This is a genomic window from Terriglobia bacterium (genome assembly GCA_035712365.1).
Taxonomy (GTDB): domain Bacteria; phylum Acidobacteriota; class Terriglobia; order UBA7540; family UBA7540; genus SCRD01.
Genome location: DASTAW010000046.1, coordinates 57,106 through 78,867, shown reverse-complemented (window position 1 = coordinate 78,867; position 21,762 = coordinate 57,106). Strand labels below are relative to the sequence as shown.

18 protein-coding genes and 1 riboswitch are annotated in these 21,762 nt (G+C 58.7%); of the genes, 12 read left to right on the top strand and 6 right to left on the bottom strand.

Going from position 1 to position 21,762, the window contains the following annotated elements; translation table 11 throughout:
* Positions 1 to 5 precede the first annotated feature (5 nt).
* Positions 6 to 1,283: a tRNA epoxyqueuosine(34) reductase QueG gene (gene queG, locus VFQ24_14115; protein ID HET9179489.1), complete on the bottom strand. Its 1,278-nt coding sequence runs from the start codon at positions 1,281 to 1,283 to the stop codon at positions 6 to 8.
* A 694-nt stretch (positions 1,284 to 1,977) separates the two neighbouring features.
* Here queG and VFQ24_14110 point away from each other — a divergent pair.
* From VFQ24_14110 to VFQ24_14085, 6 genes are all read left to right on the top strand, one after another.
* Positions 1,978 to 4,059: a radical SAM protein gene (locus VFQ24_14110; protein ID HET9179488.1), complete on the top strand. Its 2,082-nt coding sequence runs from the start codon at positions 1,978 to 1,980 to the stop codon at positions 4,057 to 4,059.
* Positions 4,060 to 4,211: 152 nt separating this feature from the next.
* Positions 4,212 to 4,339, top strand: a riboswitch (molybdenum cofactor riboswitch).
* Between the two features lie 89 nt (positions 4,340 to 4,428).
* Positions 4,429 to 5,415, top strand: coding sequence for a GTP 3',8-cyclase MoaA (gene moaA / locus VFQ24_14105; protein HET9179487.1), 987 nt, complete (start codon positions 4,429 to 4,431; stop codon positions 5,413 to 5,415).
* 88 nt (positions 5,416 to 5,503) lie between these two features.
* Positions 5,504 to 6,598, top strand: a complete 1,095-nt coding sequence (gene nadA, locus VFQ24_14100; GenBank protein ID HET9179486.1) for a quinolinate synthase NadA — start codon at positions 5,504 to 5,506, stop codon at positions 6,596 to 6,598.
* 96 nt (positions 6,599 to 6,694) lie between these two features.
* A complete protein-coding gene (locus tag VFQ24_14095; protein ID HET9179485.1) occupies positions 6,695 to 7,144 on the top strand; it encodes a DUF2203 domain-containing protein in 450 nt (149 codons plus the stop codon).
* A gap of 38 nt (positions 7,145 to 7,182) precedes the next feature.
* Complete coding sequence (gene thiC, locus VFQ24_14090; protein ID HET9179484.1) at positions 7,183 to 8,577, top strand: phosphomethylpyrimidine synthase ThiC; 1,395 nt, start codon at positions 7,183 to 7,185, stop codon at positions 8,575 to 8,577.
* Positions 8,578 to 9,133: 556 nt separating this feature from the next.
* Entirely contained in the window at positions 9,134 to 9,862 is a 729-nt protein-coding gene (locus VFQ24_14085; GenBank protein HET9179483.1) for a hypothetical protein, read from the top strand.
* A 56-nt stretch (positions 9,863 to 9,918) separates the two neighbouring features.
* Here VFQ24_14085 and VFQ24_14080 read toward each other — a convergent pair whose 3' ends face one another.
* Positions 9,919 to 10,794 carry an undecaprenyl-diphosphate phosphatase gene (locus VFQ24_14080; protein HET9179482.1) on the bottom strand — a complete coding sequence of 292 codons (876 nt, stop codon included), beginning with the start codon at positions 10,792 to 10,794 and terminating at the stop codon, positions 9,919 to 9,921.
* A 39-nt stretch (positions 10,795 to 10,833) separates the two neighbouring features.
* On the bottom strand, positions 10,834 to 11,574 hold the full coding sequence (locus tag VFQ24_14075; GenBank protein ID HET9179481.1) for a methyltransferase: 741 nt from the start codon (positions 11,572 to 11,574) through the stop codon (positions 10,834 to 10,836).
* Between the two features lie 302 nt (positions 11,575 to 11,876).
* On the opposite strand from VFQ24_14075, the gene VFQ24_14070 reads away from it, so the two are divergent.
* The 6 genes from VFQ24_14070 to VFQ24_14045 all read left to right on the top strand — a co-directional run bounded on the left by VFQ24_14070 (position 11,877) and on the right by VFQ24_14045 (position 18,122).
* A complete protein-coding gene (locus VFQ24_14070; protein ID HET9179480.1) occupies positions 11,877 to 12,593 on the top strand; it encodes a methyltransferase domain-containing protein in 717 nt (238 codons plus the stop codon).
* A gap of 63 nt (positions 12,594 to 12,656) precedes the next feature.
* Positions 12,657 to 14,429 (top strand): tetratricopeptide repeat protein, encoded by a 1,773-nt coding sequence (locus VFQ24_14065; protein ID HET9179479.1) that lies wholly within the window; start codon positions 12,657 to 12,659, stop codon positions 14,427 to 14,429.
* 264 nt (positions 14,430 to 14,693) lie between these two features.
* A complete protein-coding gene (locus tag VFQ24_14060; GenBank protein HET9179478.1) occupies positions 14,694 to 14,999 on the top strand; it encodes a Rieske 2Fe-2S domain-containing protein in 306 nt (101 codons plus the stop codon).
* A gap of 38 nt (positions 15,000 to 15,037) precedes the next feature.
* Complete coding sequence (gene mutM / locus VFQ24_14055; protein HET9179477.1) at positions 15,038 to 15,922, top strand: bifunctional DNA-formamidopyrimidine glycosylase/DNA-(apurinic or apyrimidinic site) lyase; 885 nt, start codon at positions 15,038 to 15,040, stop codon at positions 15,920 to 15,922.
* Positions 15,923 to 16,062: 140 nt separating this feature from the next.
* Entirely contained in the window at positions 16,063 to 17,598 is a 1,536-nt protein-coding gene (locus VFQ24_14050; protein ID HET9179476.1) for a YifB family Mg chelatase-like AAA ATPase, read from the top strand.
* A gap of 242 nt (positions 17,599 to 17,840) precedes the next feature.
* Positions 17,841 to 18,122, top strand: a complete 282-nt coding sequence (locus tag VFQ24_14045; protein HET9179475.1) for an oxidative damage protection protein — start codon at positions 17,841 to 17,843, stop codon at positions 18,120 to 18,122.
* 63 nt (positions 18,123 to 18,185) lie between these two features.
* On the opposite strand, the gene VFQ24_14040 is transcribed toward VFQ24_14045, so the two are convergent.
* The 3 genes from VFQ24_14040 to VFQ24_14030 form a co-directional block, all read right to left on the bottom strand.
* The gene (locus VFQ24_14040) at positions 18,186 to 19,511 is read right to left on the bottom strand and encodes an ATP-grasp domain-containing protein (protein HET9179474.1); all 1,326 of its coding nucleotides are present in this window, start codon (positions 19,509 to 19,511) and stop codon (positions 18,186 to 18,188) included.
* A 4-nt stretch (positions 19,512 to 19,515) separates the two neighbouring features.
* Entirely contained in the window at positions 19,516 to 20,232 is a 717-nt protein-coding gene (locus VFQ24_14035) for a DUF169 domain-containing protein (protein HET9179473.1), read from the bottom strand.
* A gap of 138 nt (positions 20,233 to 20,370) precedes the next feature.
* Complete coding sequence (locus VFQ24_14030; protein HET9179472.1) at positions 20,371 to 21,735, bottom strand: CUAEP/CCAEP-tail radical SAM protein; 1,365 nt, start codon at positions 21,733 to 21,735, stop codon at positions 20,371 to 20,373.
* Between the last annotated feature and the right edge of the window lie 27 nt (positions 21,736 to 21,762).

The window sequence follows — 21,762 nt, the reverse complement described above, 5'->3', positions numbered from 1 at the left end:
ACTCCCTAATCTTTCACAAGTTGACCGATCGCCCACCCGGCATGCTCGCGGACGGTGGGATCGCGATGGCGTGAAAGCTCCTCGATCCTCGGCAGAAAGCGGCGGTCGCCGGAATTTCCCATCACCACGCAGAGATTGCGCAGCCAGCCGCGATACTTGGGCCGCTTGATGGGCGAATGCGCGAAGGCCCGGCGGAAATCCTCCTCACTCACTTGCGCCAGCGCCGCGATCGGAGGGTTGAAAAGAGAAAAGCTCCGGGCTGAGGATGGCGATTGACGGTCCTCACAGGCCCTGTTGGGGGGAACGCCGCCGGTCCCTGCCTCGGCGCCGTCACAGGAAGATGAAAGGGTTACAGCAAGAGGCTGAAATTCGGGCAGGGTAGTTGTCGCTGCGCCGGCACGGCCAAGGCCCTTTTCCGCTGGCTGACGGCTAATCGCTGAACGCTGGCTGCCCGATTTCTGACTCCTGACTTCTGTCTCCTGTCTCCTATTCCAGGGACAGACATCCTGGCAGATGTCGCAGCCGAACATGTTGGCGCCAATCTTCTGCCGATACTGCTCTGGGATGGGGCCTTTCAGTTCAATGTTGAAATAGGCGATACAGCGCGAGGCGTCCATCACATAAGGTGTGGTCAGCGCTCCCGTCGGGCAGGCATCAAGGCAGCGCGTGCAGGAGCCGCAACGGTCCGGAGCGGGCAGGTCCGGTCCAATCGCCAGGCTGGTGAGCACCACGCCGAGGAAAAACCAGGAGCCCTTCACCGGGTTAATCAGGCAGGTGTTCTTGCCGGTCCAGCCAATGCCGGAATAGCGCGCGAATGCCCGCTCGACGATGGGCCCCGTGTCAACGTAGACGCGTGTTTCCGCGCCGGGCTCGAGGCTTTCGATCGCCTGCCGCAATTTTTCCAGCCTGAGGCGCATGGTCTCGTGATAGTCCTGTCCCCAGGCGTATCGGGAGATCCAAGCGCGGGGGCCGGCGGCGCCATCAAATGGCATTGATGACGCAGGCTTTATTTCATCCACCGAGGGACCTGCGGAGGCTTCTGTTGAATAGGGAAAGGCGGCATTATAGATGAGGCCCACGCAGAGTACCGATTGAGCGGTGGGTAAAACGAGCCGCGGGTCGTGGCGCCTGGGGTTTTCAAGATAGCGCATCTCGCCGCCGTAGCCCTGTTCCACCCACTGGCGGGCAAACTTCAAGTCCTCCCAGACACCCACGGGAGCGACGCCGACCAGGTCAAAGCCTGTTTCGAGAGCTTTTTGTTTCAGCAGATGTTTGAGCGCCATTCTTTGTTTATCTTATCCCATGAAAACGCATCCCGCCGCCAGCCTCTCTTGGGAAGCGCGGAACCGCCACTTGGCTTGAGAAGGCTTTCAGTCATCAATAGGGTTTCCTGGCGCCTTTGCGCCTCTGCGTGCCACGCCTTTGGTTTATGAGAGCTTTCTCTCGCAAAGACGCCAAGGCGCAAAGTAAGACTGCAATGGCCCTTCAGTGGTCAAAGCCGGACGCTGATGAGGCTGAGTGGCAGCTTCTGGAGAGTGCGCACCGGCATCAAAAACGCCGATAGTGGGTCCAAGGCATTGAAATTTAAGGGGATTTCTGCTTTCCGTTTAAGCTGCCATTATGGCCGTCCAACCCCTTTATGCCGCATTTCGGCACAAAGTGCTTAGCGGGAGCGCCGGTCCTTTCCTAGAATTCAAGCTGTGAGGCTTGGTATCGAGAATTGCAGGGTCGACGCGCGGGTTAGCTGAGAAACGTAGCAATGTGGTTTGTGCTGAGGCTTTGGAGGCCTTGGATCGATCAAGGCCGGATGAAGAATGCACCTGCGTCGGCCACCAGGCAGCGACGGATTTTGCGAGAGTTGTTTTCAACTGCGGGAACGGAATCTGCGGCTGGATGACCTCGCCGAACGTGAGAGGAAATTAACTCCCTGCCCAAGGTTTGGCGGGTGGGTAAATCAAAATAAAGGGGTGTTGCATTATGCCACGTATTCGAGGTCAACGAGCCATGAAGTATTTTGACCGGACAATCACTGCGACCGCCGGCGCTTTGTTCGATGGCATTCAGTTTTTCAATAAGTACAAGCCTGCTCCGGCTTTTACGCCCAAATGGTCGGACAAGCCGATGCTGAAATCCTGGCAAAAGACCAAACCGAAGCTAGGCTGGCCGCGGGAAACGGATTCACTTTGCCCCGGCTGCGTGAAGGAAGCTCGAGCGGCCATTATTTCAGGAGAAAAAGACTGGCACGACCTCCTGAACACCAAGGTCGGCGAGATTAAGGCGCAAATTATCGAGCGCGACGGCCAGGTTTGGATGATTAAAGATTGCCCCGTCCACGGCCATTTTGAAGACATCATGGCGCTCGACGTCAACTTCCTGAAGTGGATTGAGCAGAATTTCCCTGGGCGCGACATCCGGGCCCACAATGACAAGGACCTGCACAACCATGGCTCCAGCACCATCCGCCACGGGCGCGGTTCCGTCCTGACGGTTGACCTGACCAACCGCTGCAACATGATGTGCGATCCTTGCTTTATGGATGCGAATCAGGTCGGATTTGTCCACGAGTTGAGCTGGGAAGACATCAAGGAAATTCTGGATAACGCCACCAAGATCAAGCCGCGGCGGCAGATGTCCGTGCAGTTCTCAGGCGGCGAGCCGACCATGTCGCCCTACTTCGTTGATGCCGTGCGCTATGCGCGTAAAATTGGCTTCAACAGCGTCCAGGCGGCCACCAACGGCATCGAGTTCGCCAAGAACAAAGAATTTTGCCGTCAGGCGTTTGAAGCCGGACTCCGCTATGCCTACCTGCAGTTTGACGGCATCGGCAATGACGCCAACAGCCACCGCAAGGTGGGCAACCTGTTTGACGTCAAGCTGAAAGCCATTGACAACATGCACGAAGCGGGAATTGAAATCATCCTGGTCACCACGCTGGTGAACAACGTGAACAACGACCAGGTGGGCCCCATCATCAACTTTGCCCGCGAAAACCCCAAGAAAATTGCTTTTATCTCCTTCCAGCCGGTTTCTTTTACGGGGCGGGATGAAGACATAACGCCGGAGCGGCGGGCCCGGCAGCGATACACGCTGTCGCACATGGCGGCGGACGTTAAGAAGCAGGTTGGAATTACGGAACCGACCCGCGACTGGTTTCCGCTGTCGCTCATGGGTTCGTTCGCCGATTTTGCGGACCTCGTCCACGGTCCGGAGGCGCAGTGGGGCCAGGTCAGTTGCGGATGCCACCCCAACTGCGGCGTGGGAACGGCGCTGATGATCAACAAGGAAAACAAGGAATGGGCGCCGGTGCCGCAGTTCCTCAACATTCCGGGCCTGGTCAAAGACATGCAGAAAATCACCGATGCCGGCCGCGGCAAATGGCTTTCGAACCTCATGATGGGCCTGGCGCTGCTGAAGAATTACAAGCCCTTCGGAGCGCCTCCGAGCCTGGCGCTGGTGGACATCCTGAAGAAGTTTGACAAGTCGTTCGCTCTGACTGGCGAAAAGCGCGCCGACAAGGTTTACGGAGCTTCAAGCCCCAACCGCACCCTCGAGGACACGATGAAGCGCCGCTCCGATCCCTGGAACTTTCTCTTTATCGCCGGTATGTGGTTCCAGGACCTGTTCAACTACGACTTCCGCCGCACCGAAATGTGCATCATTCCTTACGCCACGCAGCAGGGTGAAATTTCCTTCTGCGCCTACAACACCGGAATCGGATGGCGGAACATCATCGAGAACATGCACAAGAACGCGACGGTGGCCGAGTGGTACAAGTCCCACGGCAAGCATGAAATCTACGCCGCGGGAAAGAAGGTCAGCCTGTCGGAGTTTGATCACTCTTTGACCATCAACGCCGAGGACGCTGCGCGGGTCCGTGAGCGCGACCATGACATCCCGATGACAGCGGCCGAGGAAGAGCGCGCGCGGCGCAAGGCCGAATGGGAAGCCAAACAGGCCCGGGCATACTACGAGGAGGTAGTCCTCAAGAAGCCCAAAGTCGACCTGGTACAGATTGGCAGCGCCAACCAAACCAAAGACACCGAAAAGGTTCCCGTGTAGTTTCTTTCCGTGGGGAGTTGAGGCCATCAAGGCCGCCTGCTCGGAGGACGACAGGCGGCCTTTTTGTTTTGATCCCACTTCCCGCCTGGAGCGAGGGCTGTTTTGCTGTTGATCCAGGTCCCGGCCTTGTTCACGTCGCAGAGTTGCGGTACCATAGAGTGGTTCTCCGAGCCTTTGGGAGCTAAAGAGCATCCAACAATCCATGCCCCTTAGGCCGGCAGGGTGCGCGGAGAAATCCGGGCGCCTCCCGTATTTGGAAAGGGGAACGGGCCTACGCCGAATACGGGTAGGCGTTTTTATTTCTGTAGGCTAGCTTACGAGTGCGCCTGGAGCCTTCGGCAAGCCTCGCAGAATTGATGGCGGAAGTTTATGCTGAAAGACAGTTACGGCCGCGACATCCACGACCTGAGAATTTCGGTGACGGACCGCTGCAACTTCCGGTGTGTTTACTGCAAGTCCGCCGACCCGAAGAACTATTTTCCCCACAAGGAGTTGCTGGACTGGGACGAGTTCCTGCGGCTGGCGCGCATCATGACCGGGCTGGGCATCCGTAAGGTTCGCATAACCGGCGGAGAGCCGCTGCTGCGCCCCGGCATCATCGGTTTTCTCTCACAGCTTGGCCAGATCGACGGCGTTCAGGACCTGGCGCTGACGACCAACGGATATCTGCTGGCCGAGATGGCTTCCGACCTGGTCCGTGCAGGCGTGCGCCGCGTGAACGTGAGCATGGATTCCTCTCATCCGGAACGGTTTGCCGCCATCACGCGGACTCCGGGTTCGTATGAACGGGTGATGAAAGGCATCGACGCTGCCGTGGAAGCTGGTCTCGATCCGGTGAAGGTGAATGTGGTGCTGGTGCGTGGATTCAACGAGGGCGAGGTCCTGGGTTTTGCGGAGCTTGCCAGGACCAGGGGCCTGATCGTGCGGTTCATCGAATTCATGCCGCTCGATGCCGATCACAAGTGGAACCGATCGCTGGTGGTGACGGCGCGCGAGATTTTTGAGACAATCCATCCCGTCTTTCCTCTGGCCGAGACGCCGCGCCACGAAGCGAGTGATACGGCCCTGCGTTACCGATTCAAGGATGGGAAAGGGGAAATCGGCGTTGTTGCTCCCGTTTCGATTCCGTTCTGCGGGCAGTGCAGCCGCATCCGCCTGACGGCTGATGGCAAACTGCGAACGTGCCTGTTTTCGCTGGAGGAGCATGACCTGGGAGGCATGCTGCGCGGCGGGGCAGGAGACCCCACTATCGAGGAATATATCAAGTCTGTTGTTTACCAGAAGGAGCGGGGCCATCGCATCAACGAGCCGGATTTTGTTCAGCCGTCGCGGACGATGGTTTACATCGGCGGATAAGTGCTGCAGTTGGCTCTGCGCCGCATCTTTACTGTGCGCTCGTTCAGCGGCGGCAGGGTGCTAAAATAGAGTTTCAGACGGGTCTCTTATGGCGACAAGCACCTTGAATTTATTACCGGAAAATTACGTGGAATTGTCCGATCTGGAGCTGGACGATCGCATCGCCCGGGCCAAGGCAGAGATGGGTCCGCGCGTGGTGATCCTCGGGCATCATTACCAGCGCGACGAAGTCATCAAGTTTGCGGATTATCGCGGCGATTCGCTGAAGCTTTCGCGCCTGGCCGCCAGTCGCAAGGACGCTGAATACATCGTGTTTTGCGGTGTTCACTTCATGGCGGAAAGCGCGGACATCCTGCGCAACGCGCACCAGATGGTGGTCCTGCCCGACCTCAAGGCCGGCTGCTCGATGGCGGACATGGCGGACCTCGAGCAGGTGGAAGTCTCGTGGGACGCGATTGCCAGCCAGACCCGCGGCAAGGTTGTTCCCGTCACCTACATCAACTCGACTGCCGCCATCAAGGGATTTGTGGGCCGTCAGGGCGGCGCCGTCTGCACTTCGTCGAACGCCCGAAAGGTTATGGCGTGGGCGCTCGAACGCGGCGAGAAGGGCCTTTTTATTCCAGATGAGCATCTGGGAAGGAACACCGCATATCGAATGGGCATTCCGCTCGACGAAATGGCGGTATGGAACCCGCATGAAGAAATGGGCAGGCTGACGGACCGGGAGATTCGGCATGCCCGCGTGATTTTGTGGAAAGGACATTGTTCTGTGCATCAGCGCTTCCTGCCGCAGCACGTCGATCGCGCGCGCAAAGATCATCCGGGCATCCGTGTGATTGTCCACCCGGAGTGTCGCTGGGACGTTTGCGAGGCGGCGGATGAAGTCGGCTCGACGGAGCTTATTATCAGGAAGATTGAAGAAGGCGGCCCGGGAAGCAAGTTCTCGGTAGGAACAGAAATCCACCTGGTGAAGCGGCTGGCGCAGGAATATCCTGACCGGTTTGTGATGTCACTGGACGACTGCGGATGCCTTTGCAGCACCATGTACCGCATTTCGCCGCAGCACCTGTGCTGGGTGCTCGAGAGCCTGATGGCCGGGCAGGTGGTGAATCGGGTTGAAGTGGACGAAGAAACCCGGCGCTGGGCGCATCTGGCTCTTGATCGAATGCTGGAAATTGTGTAGTGATTTCGTGGCTGTAATCATTGCGGGATTCAACGCGCAGACAGACCGGGAGGGGTTCACCGCCGATTGGAGCGGTGAGCATCAGGATACCATTCTATGTCAGAGAAGTATTTCAGCCGTCACGAGGCAGAACAGCTTCTGCCCATGATCCAGGAATTTCTGAAGGTGGCGCAAGACCACAAGCAAACCGTGGATGCCGCACAAGTGGAACTCACCAAGGCGGCGTCGCGAATCATGGTCCTTGGGGGATCGTATCCTCCTTATTCAGATCTTGTTAGGAAGAAAAATGAGCGCGACCATGCTTCCGAAAGAATCGTGGAGACGATCTCAAAAATTCAGGAAACCGGCTGCCTGGTTAAGGACATTGACGAAGGCTTGATCGATTTTCCCAGTATCATTGAGGGTCAGGAAGCTCTCCTGTGCTGGAAACAGGGAGAGGTGCGGATCGAATACTGGCACGGGTTGGAAGACGGGTTTGCAGGGCGCAAGCGCCTGGAATCGGGTTCTACTCAGGAACCGCCTTCAGGACCGACACGCGTCCAGTAGTCTGCGCCGTTTTTATCCACAGAGAAAGGGAGACTGGCATGCTGCAGCCATTGCGGAGTGAGTGGGTCAGGAAACGGACTGGCCCCATCGTGACCCAGATGCATTACGCGCGGCAGGGCGTGGTGACGGAAGAAATGGAATACGTGGCCAGGCGCGAAAATCTTTCGCCCGAGCTGGTCCGGTCGGAAGTCGCGCGCGGGCGCATGATAATCCCTGCCAACGTCCGGCACGTCGAGCTCGAGCCGATGTGCATCGGCATCGCGGCGAAATGCAAGATCAACGCCAACATCGGCAACTCTGCAACCACGTCGAATCTGGAAGAAGAACTCGAGAAACTCCACGCCTCCGTCCACTTCGGAGCCGACACGGCCATGGACCTCTCAACCGGCGGCGACATCCACGCCATCCGCGAATCCAACCTGCGGCACAGCCCCGTGCCCATCGGCACCGTGCCCATTTATGAGGCCCTTTCGCGAGTGAAGCAAGTGCGCGACCTCACGCCTGAGATCATGCTGGAGGTCATCGAGGAGCAGGCCGCGCAGGGCGTTGACTATATGACCATCCACGCCGGCGTTCTGCGGGAATTCATTCCGCTGACGCGCCACCGCATCACCGGCATCGTCAGCCGGGGCGGCGCCATCATGGCCCAGTGGAGCGCTGAGAACAATCAGGAAAACTTCCTCTACACGCGCTTCGAGGACATCTGCCGCATCTTCCAGAAGTATGACGTTTCGTTTTCGTTAGGCGATGGCTTGCGGCCCGGGTGCCTGGCGGACGCCAGCGATGAGGCGCAATTTGCGGAGCTCAAAGTTCTGGGCGAGCTGACGAAAAAAGCCTGGGAGCATGACGTCCAGGTGATGATCGAGGGGCCGGGGCACATCCCGATGGACCAGATCAAGCTCCAGGTGGACAAAGAAATGGCGCTTTGCCATGAGGCTCCGTTTTACACGCTGGGGCCGCTGGTTACCGACATCGCCCCCGGCTATGATCACATCACCTCCGCCATCGGAGCGGCCATGATCGGCTGGCACGGAGCTTCCATGCTCTGCTACGTGACCCCCAAAGAGCACCTGGGCCTGCCCAACAAGAATGACGTGCGCCAGGGCATTATCGCCTACAAGATTGCGGCCCATGCCGCTGACGTGGCCAGGAAACGGCCCGGCGCCCGTGATCGCGACGACGCTCTCTCCTACGCGCGTTTCCTTTTTGATTGGAACAAGCAGTTTGACCTGTCACTGGACCCCGAAATGGCGCGCTCCATGCACGACGAAACGCTGGGCGACGAATATTACAAGGATGCGGCTTTCTGCTCCATGTGCGGCCCCAAATTCTGCTCCATGAATACCACGCAGGTGATGGAGAAACACCTGGGCCTCGATCAGAAAGAACGCGAGCAGAAGTTTGCGGAACTGATGGCCAAGGTTGGACGTTGAAGTCATTCGGGATGTCCGTTTTCGCCTTGCGCGAGGAAGGCGTTCTATTGGTGACTCACGAGCTTGACATCTGATGAATTGGAAAGCATTATAAGTCGAGGGAGGAAGGCGATGGTTCTTAGTCCGAGCAGCTTGGCGTTGACTCTAGTCGAGGACGCGCCCGAAAAGATTCTTGAGGAGCGAGTCCGAGGCGAAGGTGACAACATCAGGAGGGAATTGGCGAAAGGGGAGAGTTACACGCTCAAAGACAACCAGGGGAATGTCTTTATTATCCAACCGAAACCAACAAAGGGTAAGCATTAGGCCCGTCTAAATGCTTGCACTGATAGCATCTTTCGCTATCATCACCTACTTTCTTATTCCCGGCGCCCTTTACCGGACACTAATCGCCTTATTCATTCCACCAAGGAATTTCCAGCGGAGCCGTACGGACGACATCCGCTTTGCTGTTCTCGCCGGTATTGTGCCACTCGGACTCTCAATTTTCCTGGTGACTACGATCCGATGGACTGCCTCCCACCCGTTCTCTTTCCCCGGTGATTCCGCAGTACAAAGGTTGGCTGATTACCGGACTGTCTTTGACGCCGCGTACAGCGAAAAGTTGTTTGATGCAGACCCCTACAGGTTCTGGCATGCTTTCAACCACGTCATTCGTCACCAGGCAAGGATACTGTCATGGTATTACCTGGCGCTCATTCTGGAGGCAATTGGTCTAGGGGTCTGCAGCAAACGACTATGGTTGTTTACCCGGGAATCCAGGGTTGACGTGGCACGGTGGAATCGATTCGGGAGATGGTGCGCACGCCATTTTGCTGACCATGTTCTCGTGCCCCAAATATCGGAGTGGTACCTGCTCCTGTCTACGGCAGCATTTGCGCCGGGTGTCGCTAAGCGTGTTCATCTCGACGTTTTGCTCCATGAAGACAAATTGTATCGGGGCACAGTCGCCAGCGGCTCATATTTTCTCGATAGGGACGGCAGCCTGTCGGGACTTATGCTTGTGAACGCCAGTAGATTTGATAGGCAGAAGTACCTGAGTGATGGACAGAAAGGCAGCCAGTCGAAGGTGGAAGCTTACTGGAAATCAATTCCGGGTGCGAAGTTATACGTTCCTTTCCGTGAGGTTTCGAACCTAAATATTCGCTACGAGTCTCCGGCACCTGACATCCTGAGAAGAATCATTGAGCGGGCGCTTTCGGACCGCGGCATTAAAGCCACAGTCGCGACAGAAATACCGTCTTCTCCGACGGAGACCGGGACAACCGCTGTTGACAGCAGCTCATAAATGCAGATCCAATTCTAGCTGATCGAAAAATACAGCGTAGGGGGAGAGCATCCTTCCTACCAGCCGCGGAAGTACAGCACGGCCACCACACTCGAAGCCGCCAGGCAGTAAATTCCAAACCAATACCAGCGCCCTTGCTCCAGCCAGCGTGAGAGCCATTTGAGCGCCACCAGGCCGGCGATGAAGGCGCAAACCATTCCCAGCAGGCTGGGAGCGAGGACCGAAACCAGACTGAGCTGTCCTCCCGCATGGGCGTCGGCGCGCATAAGCCGGTGAAATTCGCGTGCAATTGCCAGCGGCGTTATGGCCACGACAATGGCGAAGCTGAAAGACTCCACCGGTCTGCGGTCGCCGCCGGCCAGCAGGCCGCCCGAGATGGTGGATCCGGAGCGGGAAAATCCCCGAAAAGGTATGGCGATGCCCTGCAAAACGCCCATGATCGCAGCCTGAGTCCAATTGACTTCGCGCGCGCCTTCACCCGATTTGGCAACGGGGCCCCTCGCCTCGCGCAAGCCGGCCCAGAGGATCAGAATGCCGACGGCGGCAAGAGCGGGAGCAATCCAGTTCAGTTTATTAAACAGGGCTTCGATCTCCGCGGGTTGGGCGCCATGGCTCAGGATGTGCCCCACCAGGATCATCAGCGGGAACGCAACCACGCCGCTCAGGAAGCAAGCCACGAACACCATGCCCACGAATCGCCAAAAGGCCGCCCACGATGAAAAGAAGGTGTCAACCCACTGCCGCCAGAAATAGACGATGACGGCGAACATGGTGCCCGTATGCAGCATCACCAGCAGCAGGGAGTTGGCGGGAGTGGACATGTCTTCATGGAGCAGTTTGGCGACGACAATAACGTGGGCCGAACTGGACACTGGAAGGAGTTCCGCCAGCCCTTGAACAGCGGAGAGAATCACGACGTAAAGCCAATGCATGGAAGTGTGTCCTTCCGAGGATGCGCGCAGGAGAGGTTTTTAGGCCTGTTCGCCGGCCAGGGAGCCGGTCTTGCGGGGGCTGCCGCTTGCCCGGACCCGGAGGGCGCGCCGGTCTCGGAGCCTTTGGCTGCAGGTGAATACCCGCGCAGGCGGCAGGTTGCGCCAGATGGTGCGGGACTGGATGGAACCAAAATACTCCTGCAGGAACGGCAGAGAGGAATGCCGGAGCACCTTCCCGTTTTCCCAACGCACGCCATGCACGTACTGGTACTGAGTGTAGACGCTGCGTTCGTCCATGAAAGGGGCGAGGGCTTCTTGCAGGATGCGCTGGCGATGGTCTGGCATAAAGCGGAGTGAAAGTGAAGACACCACGGCATCGATTCGGGTCAAACCGCGCCGGCGCAACTCAACTCCAAGATTTTCTGCCGGCGCGTTCACCAGCACCAGCCGCGGATCCGGAAAGCGTTTTTCCAGATGGCTGATGAATTCGGGGTTAATCTCAAATGCCAGGAGTATGGCCTCTGGCGGAAGGGTTTCCAGCAGGACCCGTGTGATGGCCCCGGTGCCTGCCCCGAGTTCAACCACCGTCTTCGTGTCGTTCACCGGCAAGCCATCCAGCATGGCGCGGGCGAGGCGCCGCGAACTCGGAGCGACGGATGCGATGTTCTGAAAATCACCCGCGGCTTCCACAGCGAAGGTCTTGAAGCTTTGCACCCCCTTCACTGCCTCGGCAAGCAAACTCCTACAGCCCGCGATGTTTTTCATCATGACTTCAAGCATAGTTAACTCTTCCCGTGAGTTACCTCTTCCAGAAATCCGCCTTACGTTGGCGTTGCTTCTCCCAAGCTGAAACATGATACCACCTGATGGGGCCATAATGGCAAACGTGCAACAGAAACCGTTTTTTTGTGGTTCGGCTGGTGGTTATAATCGGCGTTCGGTCCTGGATGCGTGAGTTGCATACGCGACTTGTGCCATTCTAATGTCTGGGGACCCGGCGGACGGACGATCATCAAGTTCTAATCGCGCAAGGGCCTTCGGCCCCCGACATCACATACCTATACGTATGGCGGAAGGTGCTTATGACGAAAAACCCGGATGAAGCTCGAGTTCGAAACGAGTTTGACCAGTGGGCGGCAGCCGGCCGCGGTGAGGAGATGGAGGACCACCACCTTCCCATCACCGCCCCTGTGTTGCCGCTGATGGACCTGAAACCGAACGACCGCATACTGGATATTGGATGCGGCAGCGGCTGGCTGTGCCGATTGCTTGCGCGGCTGGTCCCGGAAGGTCGCGTTGTGGGAATTGATCTTGCCCCCGAGATGGTCCGTCGCGCCCACGCCTCCAGTGGTGAATACGCAAACCTCAATTTCATGGAGGGCGCTGCCGATAACATCCCATGTGGCGACGGTTCGTTCAGCAGGATTATTTCCATCGAGTCCGCTTATTACTGGCCGAATCCCGCGGCATGCGTCGGGGAACTGCATCGCGTGCTTGCTGATGGGGGCAGCGCCTGGATTCTCATCAATTATTACCTCGATAATCCGCACGCGCACCAGTGGGGCGCGATTCTCAATGTCCCGACGCACCTGCTTTCAGCCGAACAATGGATGGCCCTCTATCGCGATGCTGGATTCGTTGACGTTCGGTTTCGGCAGGTCCCTGACCCGACGCCCGTCCCCGACAACTATACCGGCCGATGGTTTCGGGACGCCGAGCAGATGAGGAGGTTCCATGAGCTCGGGGCCCTTCTGCTCCACGGCACGAAGCCGAAATCACCTGGCGCCGTGGGAGCCTGAGGTCCCGGCCGCGTCGTTCGCCGTCCGGCGGCCCTGTGATGCGCCGCCGGCAGGAGTTTTCCATTGCTGGAGAAATTGGGCGAGCGGACCGCTGCACATCGCCTCCTGACAGGCGCAATGCTGGCGACTGCCACCTATGCTGTTTTCTCGGGCTCGCTGGCCAATGGCTTTGTCTATGACGACAATCCACAAATTTTGCAGAATGCATTCATTCTGAATTCCAGCCTCTGGAAACAGATCTTTACGGGTTCGGTGTGGTCTTTTCAGGGCGGCAGGACAAATTTTTATCGTCCGCTGCAATTCGCCTGCTATTGGATTCTCTACCGTATTGGCGGGCCGAACCCAGCGGTGTTTCACCTTCTGAATCTACTGCTGTACGCCGCCTCAGTGTGGCTGGTGTACCGGCTGGGACGGTGGCTTCTTAATGATGAGGCCGGTGCGGTAGCCGGCGCTGCGCTCTGGGCGCTGCACCCTGTCCACGTGGAAGCCGTGGCGTGGATTTCCGCGCTTCCTGACGTGGGTTTTGCATTCTTTACCCTTCTTGCCCTCCTGAGTTTCCTGCAGGCTGAGCAGGGCGGCGAGAAACGCCGCCTCTATCATTTGTTCGCAGCTCTCTCCTTTTTCGTCGCCCTGTTCTTCAAGGAGATGGCGCTGACTTTCCCTCTTCTTCTGCTGGCTTACTGGTTCTTTCTCGGCAACTCGGAAAGCTGGATTCGCCGTGCGCGGCGCTGGGCTCCCTACTTCGCGGCCACCCTGGTCTATCTGGCGGTGCGCTATCTGGCGCTGGGCTACTTTACACAAGGCGGACATCTCTGGACCGTGCCTCTCCGCGTTGCCGAGTCTGCCGTTGGGCTGCTCGGGCAGAATACAAAAATCCTGTTCTGGCCCTCTCACCTGAACGTCTTCCGAATGTTTTACCTGGGTCCCAGCTTGCATTCACCCTGGCCCTGGATCACTTTACTGTGCCTGGGAGGGACCGTCTGGCTCCGCAAGCGCGAACCCGTCCTGGCTTTCCTGATCGCCTGGTGGCCAGTGACGCTGCTGCCGGTGCTGGACATCCGCCAGCTCAGCTTCCCTCTGCTGGCAGATCGCTTTCTCTACTTTCCATCAGTCGGTCCATGCCTGGCCGTGGCTTATTTGCTGCTCGGCTGGAATCCGCGCAAAATGCGGTGGAACATCCTCAATTGGGCCTCCAGTTGCGCCTTTGTTCTGGCAATGTTGTTCTGCACTTTCCAGACTATCCGCGCTATTCCGCGCTGGCGTGACAACAACACCCTCATCGGCTATTCGCTGGCCCAATCGCCCGATTCCCCGCTGCTGCACATGGCCCGAGGGGTCGTGCTCGAATACGAGCACGGCGACCTGAAGGGCGCGTTGAACGAATACAACTTCGCCAGGCAGTTGAATCGGAGGAGCTCCTGGCCCTTGAACCTGGACCATGATTACTACCTTGCGGTGGGGCGGATCGCCCTTCGGACGGGAAGCAGGAAGGAAGCGATTGAGGATTTCAGCAGGGCGCAGAATGCCGCGCCCGACAGTTCTCAACCGAGCGACGCTCTGGGCGCGGTTTATTTCCCTCTGGGCGATTATGCAGCCGCGGCGAAATATTTCGAGAGATCGGTGAGATCGAACCCTCAGGATGTCATGGCGCGCTTCTATCTGGGCGCCTGCTGGATGAAGCTTGGCAACTACCAGCAAGCCGCTGCGGAATTCCATGCCGCGCGCAGGATTGTGCCGGACTACTGGCAGGCCTATCAGGCTGAAGCTCGCGCGCTTGAAGCGGCTGGGCAGTCGGCCGCCGCCCGGCAGGTCCGCAACGCGATCAAGGGGATGTAGCCTCACAGGTACAGACGCGGCCCTCGTGTTCACGCGGATTCCCTTTACACGCTGGTGTAAGTTTTGTTTCCGGCAGTATAATGAGGGCCGAATTCGCTGGCCCAGGATGGCGGTGTGCAAGGGAAGCGGCCGGCTGGAGCGGTCCTTAAGGCAGGGACGGGCATAGTATCTTTGACGCAAGCTTCCGCAGAATTTTTTCAAGAATAAATCGACAACAGAAGCACACAGAGAGGACCTCTCTGGATTTCGAATATGGGGGGAGCTATGGCTGAGTTTGTGACCGTGGCGAAGTTGTCCGAGCTGGATCCTGGAATCGCGAAAGCTGTTGAGGTGAATGGTAAGGCGATCGCCGTCTTCAACGTGAACGGAACAATATTTGCCACAGACAACACCTGCCTTCACCAGGGCGGGCCGCTGGGAGAAGGGATGCTGGAGGGTAACGTGGTAACGTGTCCCTGGCACATGTGGCAGTATAATGTTTGCACAGGCGAAAATCTGGAAGACAGTCTGCTGAAGCTCGACACCTATCCCGTCCAGGTGGAAGGCGATGACATTAAGGTTGCTGTCTAGCGTGGCTCCCGCAGAATCCGAAATCCATCACTAAACGCATGCCTGAACTCCCGGAAGTTGAAACGGTCTTGCGGGGACTCCGCAAGCGCGCGCTGGGACGGCGTATTGTCGAGGTTGAGGTCCTGCACGCCGGTGTTATCGCCGGTGACGTTGAAGACTTCATTGCGAACATCAAAGGAAGGACCACGGTTGCCGTCCGGCGCAAAGGCAAGGTTCTGGCTGTGGAGCTGGCAGGCCCCGGCGCATCGGGAACGAATTATCTTGTTCTCAGGCTGGGGATGACCGGACAAGTCACGATTCAGCCGGTTGCGGCGCCGCTCGAGCCCCACACGCACGTCCGAATGCTTTTCCACGGCGGAACGGAAGAATTGCGTTTTCGCGACGTACGGCGCTTTGGCCGGCTGCGCTGTTCGACGCGCGAGGAACTGGATGCCCTGCTCAAGGGCCTTGGCCCGGACGCGCAGCAGGCGACGGAAGAGGAATTCCTCGCGGCCATGCGCGGCCGGCGCGGGGCCATCAAGAGCTGGCTGTTAAACCAGCAGGGCGTTTCCGGCCTGGGAAATATCTATGCGGATGAGGCCCTGTTTGAAGCCGGTATTCATCCTCTCGCCCAGCCGGATCGGGTTTCTCCGGCCTCGGGACGCCGGCTGTATCGCGCGATGCAAAAAGTTCTGAAGCGCGCCGTCAATCTTCAGGGGACCACCTTTCGCGACTACATCAACATCGAAGGCAGACCGGGAAATTATCTTCAGCGGCTGCGCGTGTACCAGAAAACCGGCGGACCTTGCCCTCGCTGCGGAACGACCATTCGGCGCATCGTGATCGCCGGACGCAGCAGCCACTTCTGTCCCCAATGCCAGCGGCGTCCCCGTTACACAGCGAAGATGCGCGGCCTGCGAGGCCCGGCCGGGAGCCGCTCTTGAGCAGCATTCACGCGGCATCTTGCGCTCCACGGGCAGTTTGGATGACGCGCTGCTTTGCGAGGCGCTGAAAAAATCCGGTTGCCATTCACGCGCACATCCGCTATGGTAGGCACCTCTGCCGGAGACCTTCGGGGGCGGGAATGCTGTTCAAAACTTTCAGCGCTGCAACATTTGGGATTGAGGCTTACCCGGTTGAAGTGGAAGTGGACATCTCCGCCGGCAAGCCGGAATTCACGACCGTCGGGCTGCCCGACGCCGCGATCCGTGAAAGCCGTGAGCGCATCAAGGCGGCCATCAAGAATTGCGGTCTCGAATACCCATTCCAGAGCATCACGGTGAACCTTGCCCCCGCAGACGTCAAGAAGGAAGGCTCGGGTTTTGATCTGCCGATTGCGCTGGGCATCCTGGGAGCAAACAGCGGCTCCCTGCTCAATAACCATCTGAAGAGTTACATTTTTCTCGGCGAACTCTCTCTCGACGGCGGCATTCGCCCCATCAAGGGCGCACTGTCAATTGCCGCCATGGCCAAACAGAAGGGCATCCGCACGCTGGTGGTGCCGGTGGAAAATGCTCCGGAGGCGGCAGTGGTGGGCGACGTTCAGGTATACGGCATGCGCTCACTGCCCGAAGTGATTGATCTCATCAACGGCGCACGCGAGTTCAAGCCCACCAAAGTCAATACCGCGGAGATGCTGGACCACGCCGGCAAGTACAACGTGGACTTCCACGACGTCAAGGGGCAGATGCACGCCAAGCGCGCCATCGAAGTCGCCACCGCCGGAGGTCACAACATTCTGATGATCGGGCCGCCGGGGGCAGGGAAAACGATGCTGGCCAAGCGCATCCCGACCATTCTGCCGCCACTCACCTTCAATGAGGCCATCCAGACCACCAAAATCCACAGCGTGGCCGGAGTGCTGGATTCCGGCATGGGCCTGGTGGGCGTGCGGCCGTTCCGCGCCCCGCACCACACCATTTCAGACGCCGGCCTGATTGGCGGCGGCGCCGTGCCACGCCCGGGCGAGGTGAGCCTGGCGCACAACGGGCTGCTGTTTCTCGACGAGCTTCCGGAATTTGCCCGCAACGTGCTCGAGGTGATGCGCCAGCCGCTTGAAGACGGCTCCGTCACCATTTCACGAGCGGCGATGTCGCTGACGTTTCCGTCGCGCTTTATGCTGGCCGCGGCTATGAATCCCTGCCCGTGCGGATTCTTCAATGATCCTTCGCGCGATTGCTCCTGCACGCCTCCCATGATCCAGCGATACGTCTCAAAAATTTCAGGCCCACTGCTCGATCGCATCGACATCCACATTGACATGCCGGCGGTGAAGTACAGCGAGCTGCGGCAGAGTTCGGGCGGCGAAAGCTCCGAGCAGATTCGTGAACGCGTCGTGCGCGCCCGCCAGCGGCAGTTGCAGCGCTTTGAAGGCGAGAAGATCTATTGCAACGCGCAAATGAGCCCCAGGCAGATCCGGAAATACTGCAGCCTCTCGGCCGATTGCGACCGCTTGCTCGAAAGCGCCATGACTCGCCTGGGGCTTTCCGCGCGCGCCCACGACCGCATCCTGAAAGTCTCCCGCACCATCGCCGACCTCGACGGCGCCGAATCCATCGGTTCCGCGCATGTTTCGGAAGCCATCCAATATCGCTCGCTCGACCGCAATTACTGGGCGTGAGACGAGGCCGTATCCGCGTCACTGCGTGCGCGCTTACGGTTCGGGCCTTCTCGACTTTGGAAACTCAGCGGTTTTACCCTTGCGCCTCTGCGCCTTTGCGAGAGGAGTTTTTGTGTTTTAGCAATCGCCATCCCTTTGATCGTGTGGCATTTCCTGTATAATGAATGGTTGATGTTCTCTTCTCTCCTGGGCGAAGCGGCCAGGAAAATCACTTTAGACGCGTTTTCAGACGGAGGCTTTTAATGGCGGAACACATGGTCCAATGCGTGAAATTCCAAAAGGAGTTGCCGGGCCTTGATGAGCCGCCCTGGCCGGGAGAACTGGGCCAGCGCATTTATGACAGCGTGTCTCAGGAAGCCTGGAAGCTCTGGCTGGAACACCTGAAGATGCTGATCAACGAATACCGGCTGGCTCCCGCCAACCCGGAATCGCAGGAGATTATCGCCCAGCAGATGGAGCAGTTTTTCTTTGGCGAAGGCGCCGCGCTGCCCCCGGGGTACGTCCCACCACGAACAAAGGCGTAATCAGGGAATTGTAGTAGCTTCGGCCTTAGCCCGGATCTGCCACTCTTGATTTTGCGCCTCCCTTCACATTACCGGGAGCGCGGAACTCATTACAAAACGCATTTTCTGATGGGCGTCGCGCAGCGCCCGCTCAACGAACTCGGGTGATGGACCGCGCGCAAAGATAAATCCGGGATAGCTCGTTCCCTCTGGAAGGGGTAGGAGCTTCTGGTTCGGCTGGGCCGTAATGATGATGTCTTCCACGCCTGGTGTCTTGCGCGCGTCTTCGATGCCTTCGACTTGCTGAAAAATACCTGTCCTGGGTACGGGAACCATCATCACTCCTGACGCAGCCTCCTCGCGCCGAATGGCCTCGACATCTTCTCCGAGTGACAACCGGATAATCAGTTCTTCCAGCGAAATATTCTCGTCGGCTCCGAGCGCGTGGAAACGCAGCGCGCGCGAGCACAACCCGCCGATGGAGCGCGCAGCCACTTCCAGAATCCACGGCCCGCGACGGTTGATGCGCAGTTCGGCGTGCAAGGGGCCGTGAGAGAGGCCCAGCGCCTCGACCGCGCGCCGCAACATTTCCGTGATCTCTGCCTGCGTTTCGAGCGAAAGCCGTGAGGGCGTCACGTAGATGCTCTCTTCAAAATAGGGGCCAACCAGCGGGTCCGGCTTGTCAAACATGGCCAGCACCTTCAGCCGGCCGCGATCGACAACGCCCTCGACGGCGATTTCTTCTCCCTCGATGTATTCCTCCACCTGCACATAGTTGCTGGTTTCTTCGCGCTTCACCTGGACGTCCGGCGAGTGCAGCAGTGTTTGAATCTGTTTGAATGCGCCGATGAATTCCCGCGCGTTGTTGGCGCGAATCACTCCGCGGCTTGCGGAGAGAGCCAGCGGCTTGAGGACGCAGGGGAAGCCAATGGGCGCGACTCCAGGCCTCACGATTTCTTCCGGGTCAGCGCCGATGGCGAAGCGGGTAAAACGCGGCACGCTGAGCCCGCCTTCCGCCAGGCGCTGGCGCGAACGGTATTTGTCGCGGCAAATGTCGGAGCTTTCGGGGCCGTGGAACGGCAGCCCCAGCGTCTCCGCAGCTCGAGCGGCGGTGGGAGGCGTCGCATCGCCCAGGGCCACAATGCCATCCAATCGGTGGCGGCCTGCATATTCGACAATCTTCGCGGCGGACTCGCCGGGATTTTCAAACTTCAATGCCAGCGCGCCGTCCTGCCACGGATCGGCCAGCACGTGGCAGCGGTCGCTTCCGAAGGCGACGGCGAGGCCCAGCTTTTCGGCCGCCTGGACGAACGCGCGGGTCTGGTAGCCCGTGGTCGTCGTCAGCAGCAGCAATCGCCGCTTTTCGCCGCCTGGCGCAGATCGGACGGGCCTGGAAGCGCGTTGATTCATGGCGCTAAACTGACGCAAAGTTTCGCTTGTGCCCGTCGTAGAATTTCTCCATCCCGACGTTGGCGTCCAGGACTACGGGCAGCCGGCTCTGGAGATCGACAAGTGCGCGGGCCGGAACTGAAATCAGCACTTCTTCATTCCTGATGTCTGCAAACGTCCGGGCGCCCATGCACGCCATACTAATGGTCGCGTCGTTGCTTTTCATTGACGCGGGAATCACCGCGCAGGCGGGCCTTCCGAGCATCCGGCTTTCATGTCCCATGCCCCACGATGCGACGCCGCTGGCTTCTGAAATCAGCATCGCCTGAAAAGGCGTGGCTATCAGAAGCGCGACGTCAGGCTGGATTTCGGCAAAATCTCTCAGCGGGCCGTAGACGACCACGTTGTGCTTCTTTTCCACTGCCGGAACGTTGCCGGCTTCGGCAGCTTCGAGATAGGAAATCTTTCCCATCATTCCGATCAGTTCCATGGCCTTTTCTGAAACCGGCTGCGGGACCTGGAATCCCTGCGTGATGGCGCCGATGGGGCAGTTATAATGGTCCGCCGCCGTGGCGTAGAACAGTTCGCGCTCGGCCGCCCTCCAGAAAGTGCATGCCGAAGGAACGGCCTGGTCATAGTGCTTGACTCCGCGGGGAGCCTGATCAAGAAACGCAATTCCAACAGGTGTGCGGCTCAGCTTCAACTTTTGTACGAGACTTTCTGCAAATTGTGCGTACGCCAATGGTCCTCTCTTTCGTGGTCCCTGCGTTTAATCCGGCAGGATTGTTAATTTGTTTGAAATCCATTTGTGTTGCGGGCCTTGTCAGATAACGCCTTCGCCGTGATGCAGGGAGGCCAACTGGTCTCCGGTCGGCTCGGCTCAGCAATACCAGGGCTCGGTGAGATACGGAATCGCGGCACGGTCCAGCCGATTCTCATCCGTCACGGCCGGCGGCGCGACCCCTGCGGCTGCGTAGGCCATTTCCGCAACGCGTTCAAAAATCTGCCGCCGGGCTGCCTTCTGCTTTCCGCCTTCGTGAACAACGCTCTGCACTTCTGCGCACAACTCATCCACCCGCGGATCAGCATTGGACCACGGATAGACCAGCATCTTTTCGTCGAACCGTCCGACCGTCTGGGCAATTTCCGGAAGCTCCAGCAGCCGCGAGCCCGCAGGAATCAGCAGGCGAATGCCAAGCTGGACGGGCGCGACGTGATCGGCCAGGCCGAGCTGGTGCAGGCCGGTAATAAAGCCGCAGTAGGTCTCGATCGTGGTCCAGGGCGTGAAGGCGACAAACGTGGGCGAGATCGCCAGGCCCGCCTGCCGGCACAACTCGAGCACGCAGACAAAATCCTGGTACGTATGCCCCTTCTCAAGCCTGACGAGAACTTCGTCATCGAAAGATTCCACGGCGGTGGTCACAAAGGCGCATCCCGTTTCCCGCAACTCGGGCAGGCACTCGGAGTGCTTCAGCAGATGCTCCACTTTGATGGTGACGTCGTAAGTGATCGCGGGGTGCTCCTCGTGCAATGCCGTGACGATCCGCATGGCGTGGCGGATGCCGTTGAAGAAATCGGGATCGCCAAAGGTGATGTGCTCGGCTCCCATCGCCACCTGCCGGCGAATATCTTCAAGCACCACCTCCGGCTGGACGATGCGAAAGATGCCGTTGTAAACCGGGACGATTGGACAGTGGCGGCAGCGATGTTTGCAGCCCCGGCTGGCTTCCGTATAGCCCGCGACCCGGGCTTTGCCGTCGGCTCCCACAAGTTTCGCGTAGCGGCTGAGCGGTGGAAGGGATTGCCGGTCCGGCGCCAGAAAATTCTGCCGTGCCAGAGAGATGATGGGTGGCTGTTCGTTCGTTTGCAGAATTTTCCCGCTTCGCAAACTCTCGAAAATTGCCACCAGGCCTTCTTCAAATTCACCGCCCAGAATGGTCTGCGCTCCGAGCTTCCGCAGCAATGCTTCATTGACAGGCGCATAGAGGCCGAAGCAGCAGATTTGGGCGCGCGGGTTAAGCTGTCGCAGCTTAGGGAGGACCTGCGCAGCCAATCGCGTCGCCGTGTGCATCGGCACATGGATCGCGACAAAATCGGCTGACCTGACCGCCGCTTCATCGAGCGACTGGCACGAGAGATCGAGACAAGCGACCTCCGAGCCGGCGCGCCGCAGCCAGGCGGCAGGCGACGCCAGCCCAAAAGGCTGACGGCCAAGCTCGTAGGTGGAGATCAGTACGCTCTTCAACGTCGTGAACCAACTTGATGATGCGAT

Bases quoted from the DNA above. Each gene is read 5' to 3' on its own strand.
- VFQ24_14050 (HET9179476.1), top strand. From the start codon at position 16,063: ATGCTGTTCAAAACTTTCAGCGCTGCAACATTTGGGATTGAGGCTTAC.
- thiC (HET9179484.1), top strand. From the start codon at position 7,183: ATGCTGCAGCCATTGCGGAGTGAGTGGGTCAGGAAACGGACTGGCCCC.
- VFQ24_14060 (HET9179478.1), top strand. From the start codon at position 14,694: ATGGCTGAGTTTGTGACCGTGGCGAAGTTGTCCGAGCTGGATCCTGGA.
- VFQ24_14040 (HET9179474.1), bottom strand. From the start codon at position 19,511: ATGAATCAACGCGCTTCCAGGCCCGTCCGATCTGCGCCAGGCGGCGAA.
- VFQ24_14075 (HET9179481.1), bottom strand. From the start codon at position 11,574: ATGCTTGAAGTCATGATGAAAAACATCGCGGGCTGTAGGAGTTTGCTT.
- VFQ24_14110 (HET9179488.1), top strand. From the start codon at position 1,978: ATGCCACGTATTCGAGGTCAACGAGCCATGAAGTATTTTGACCGGACA.
- VFQ24_14070 (HET9179480.1), top strand. From the start codon at position 11,877: ATGACGAAAAACCCGGATGAAGCTCGAGTTCGAAACGAGTTTGACCAG.
- mutM (HET9179477.1), top strand. From the start codon at position 15,038: ATGCCTGAACTCCCGGAAGTTGAAACGGTCTTGCGGGGACTCCGCAAG.
- queG (HET9179489.1), bottom strand. From the start codon at position 1,283: ATGGCGCTCAAACATCTGCTGAAACAAAAAGCTCTCGAAACAGGCTTT.
- moaA (HET9179487.1), top strand. From the start codon at position 4,429: ATGCTGAAAGACAGTTACGGCCGCGACATCCACGACCTGAGAATTTCG.
- nadA (HET9179486.1), top strand. From the start codon at position 5,504: ATGGCGACAAGCACCTTGAATTTATTACCGGAAAATTACGTGGAATTG.
- VFQ24_14095 (HET9179485.1), top strand. From the start codon at position 6,695: ATGTCAGAGAAGTATTTCAGCCGTCACGAGGCAGAACAGCTTCTGCCC.
- VFQ24_14080 (HET9179482.1), bottom strand. From the start codon at position 10,794: ATGCATTGGCTTTACGTCGTGATTCTCTCCGCTGTTCAAGGGCTGGCG.
- VFQ24_14045 (HET9179475.1), top strand. From the start codon at position 17,841: ATGGCGGAACACATGGTCCAATGCGTGAAATTCCAAAAGGAGTTGCCG.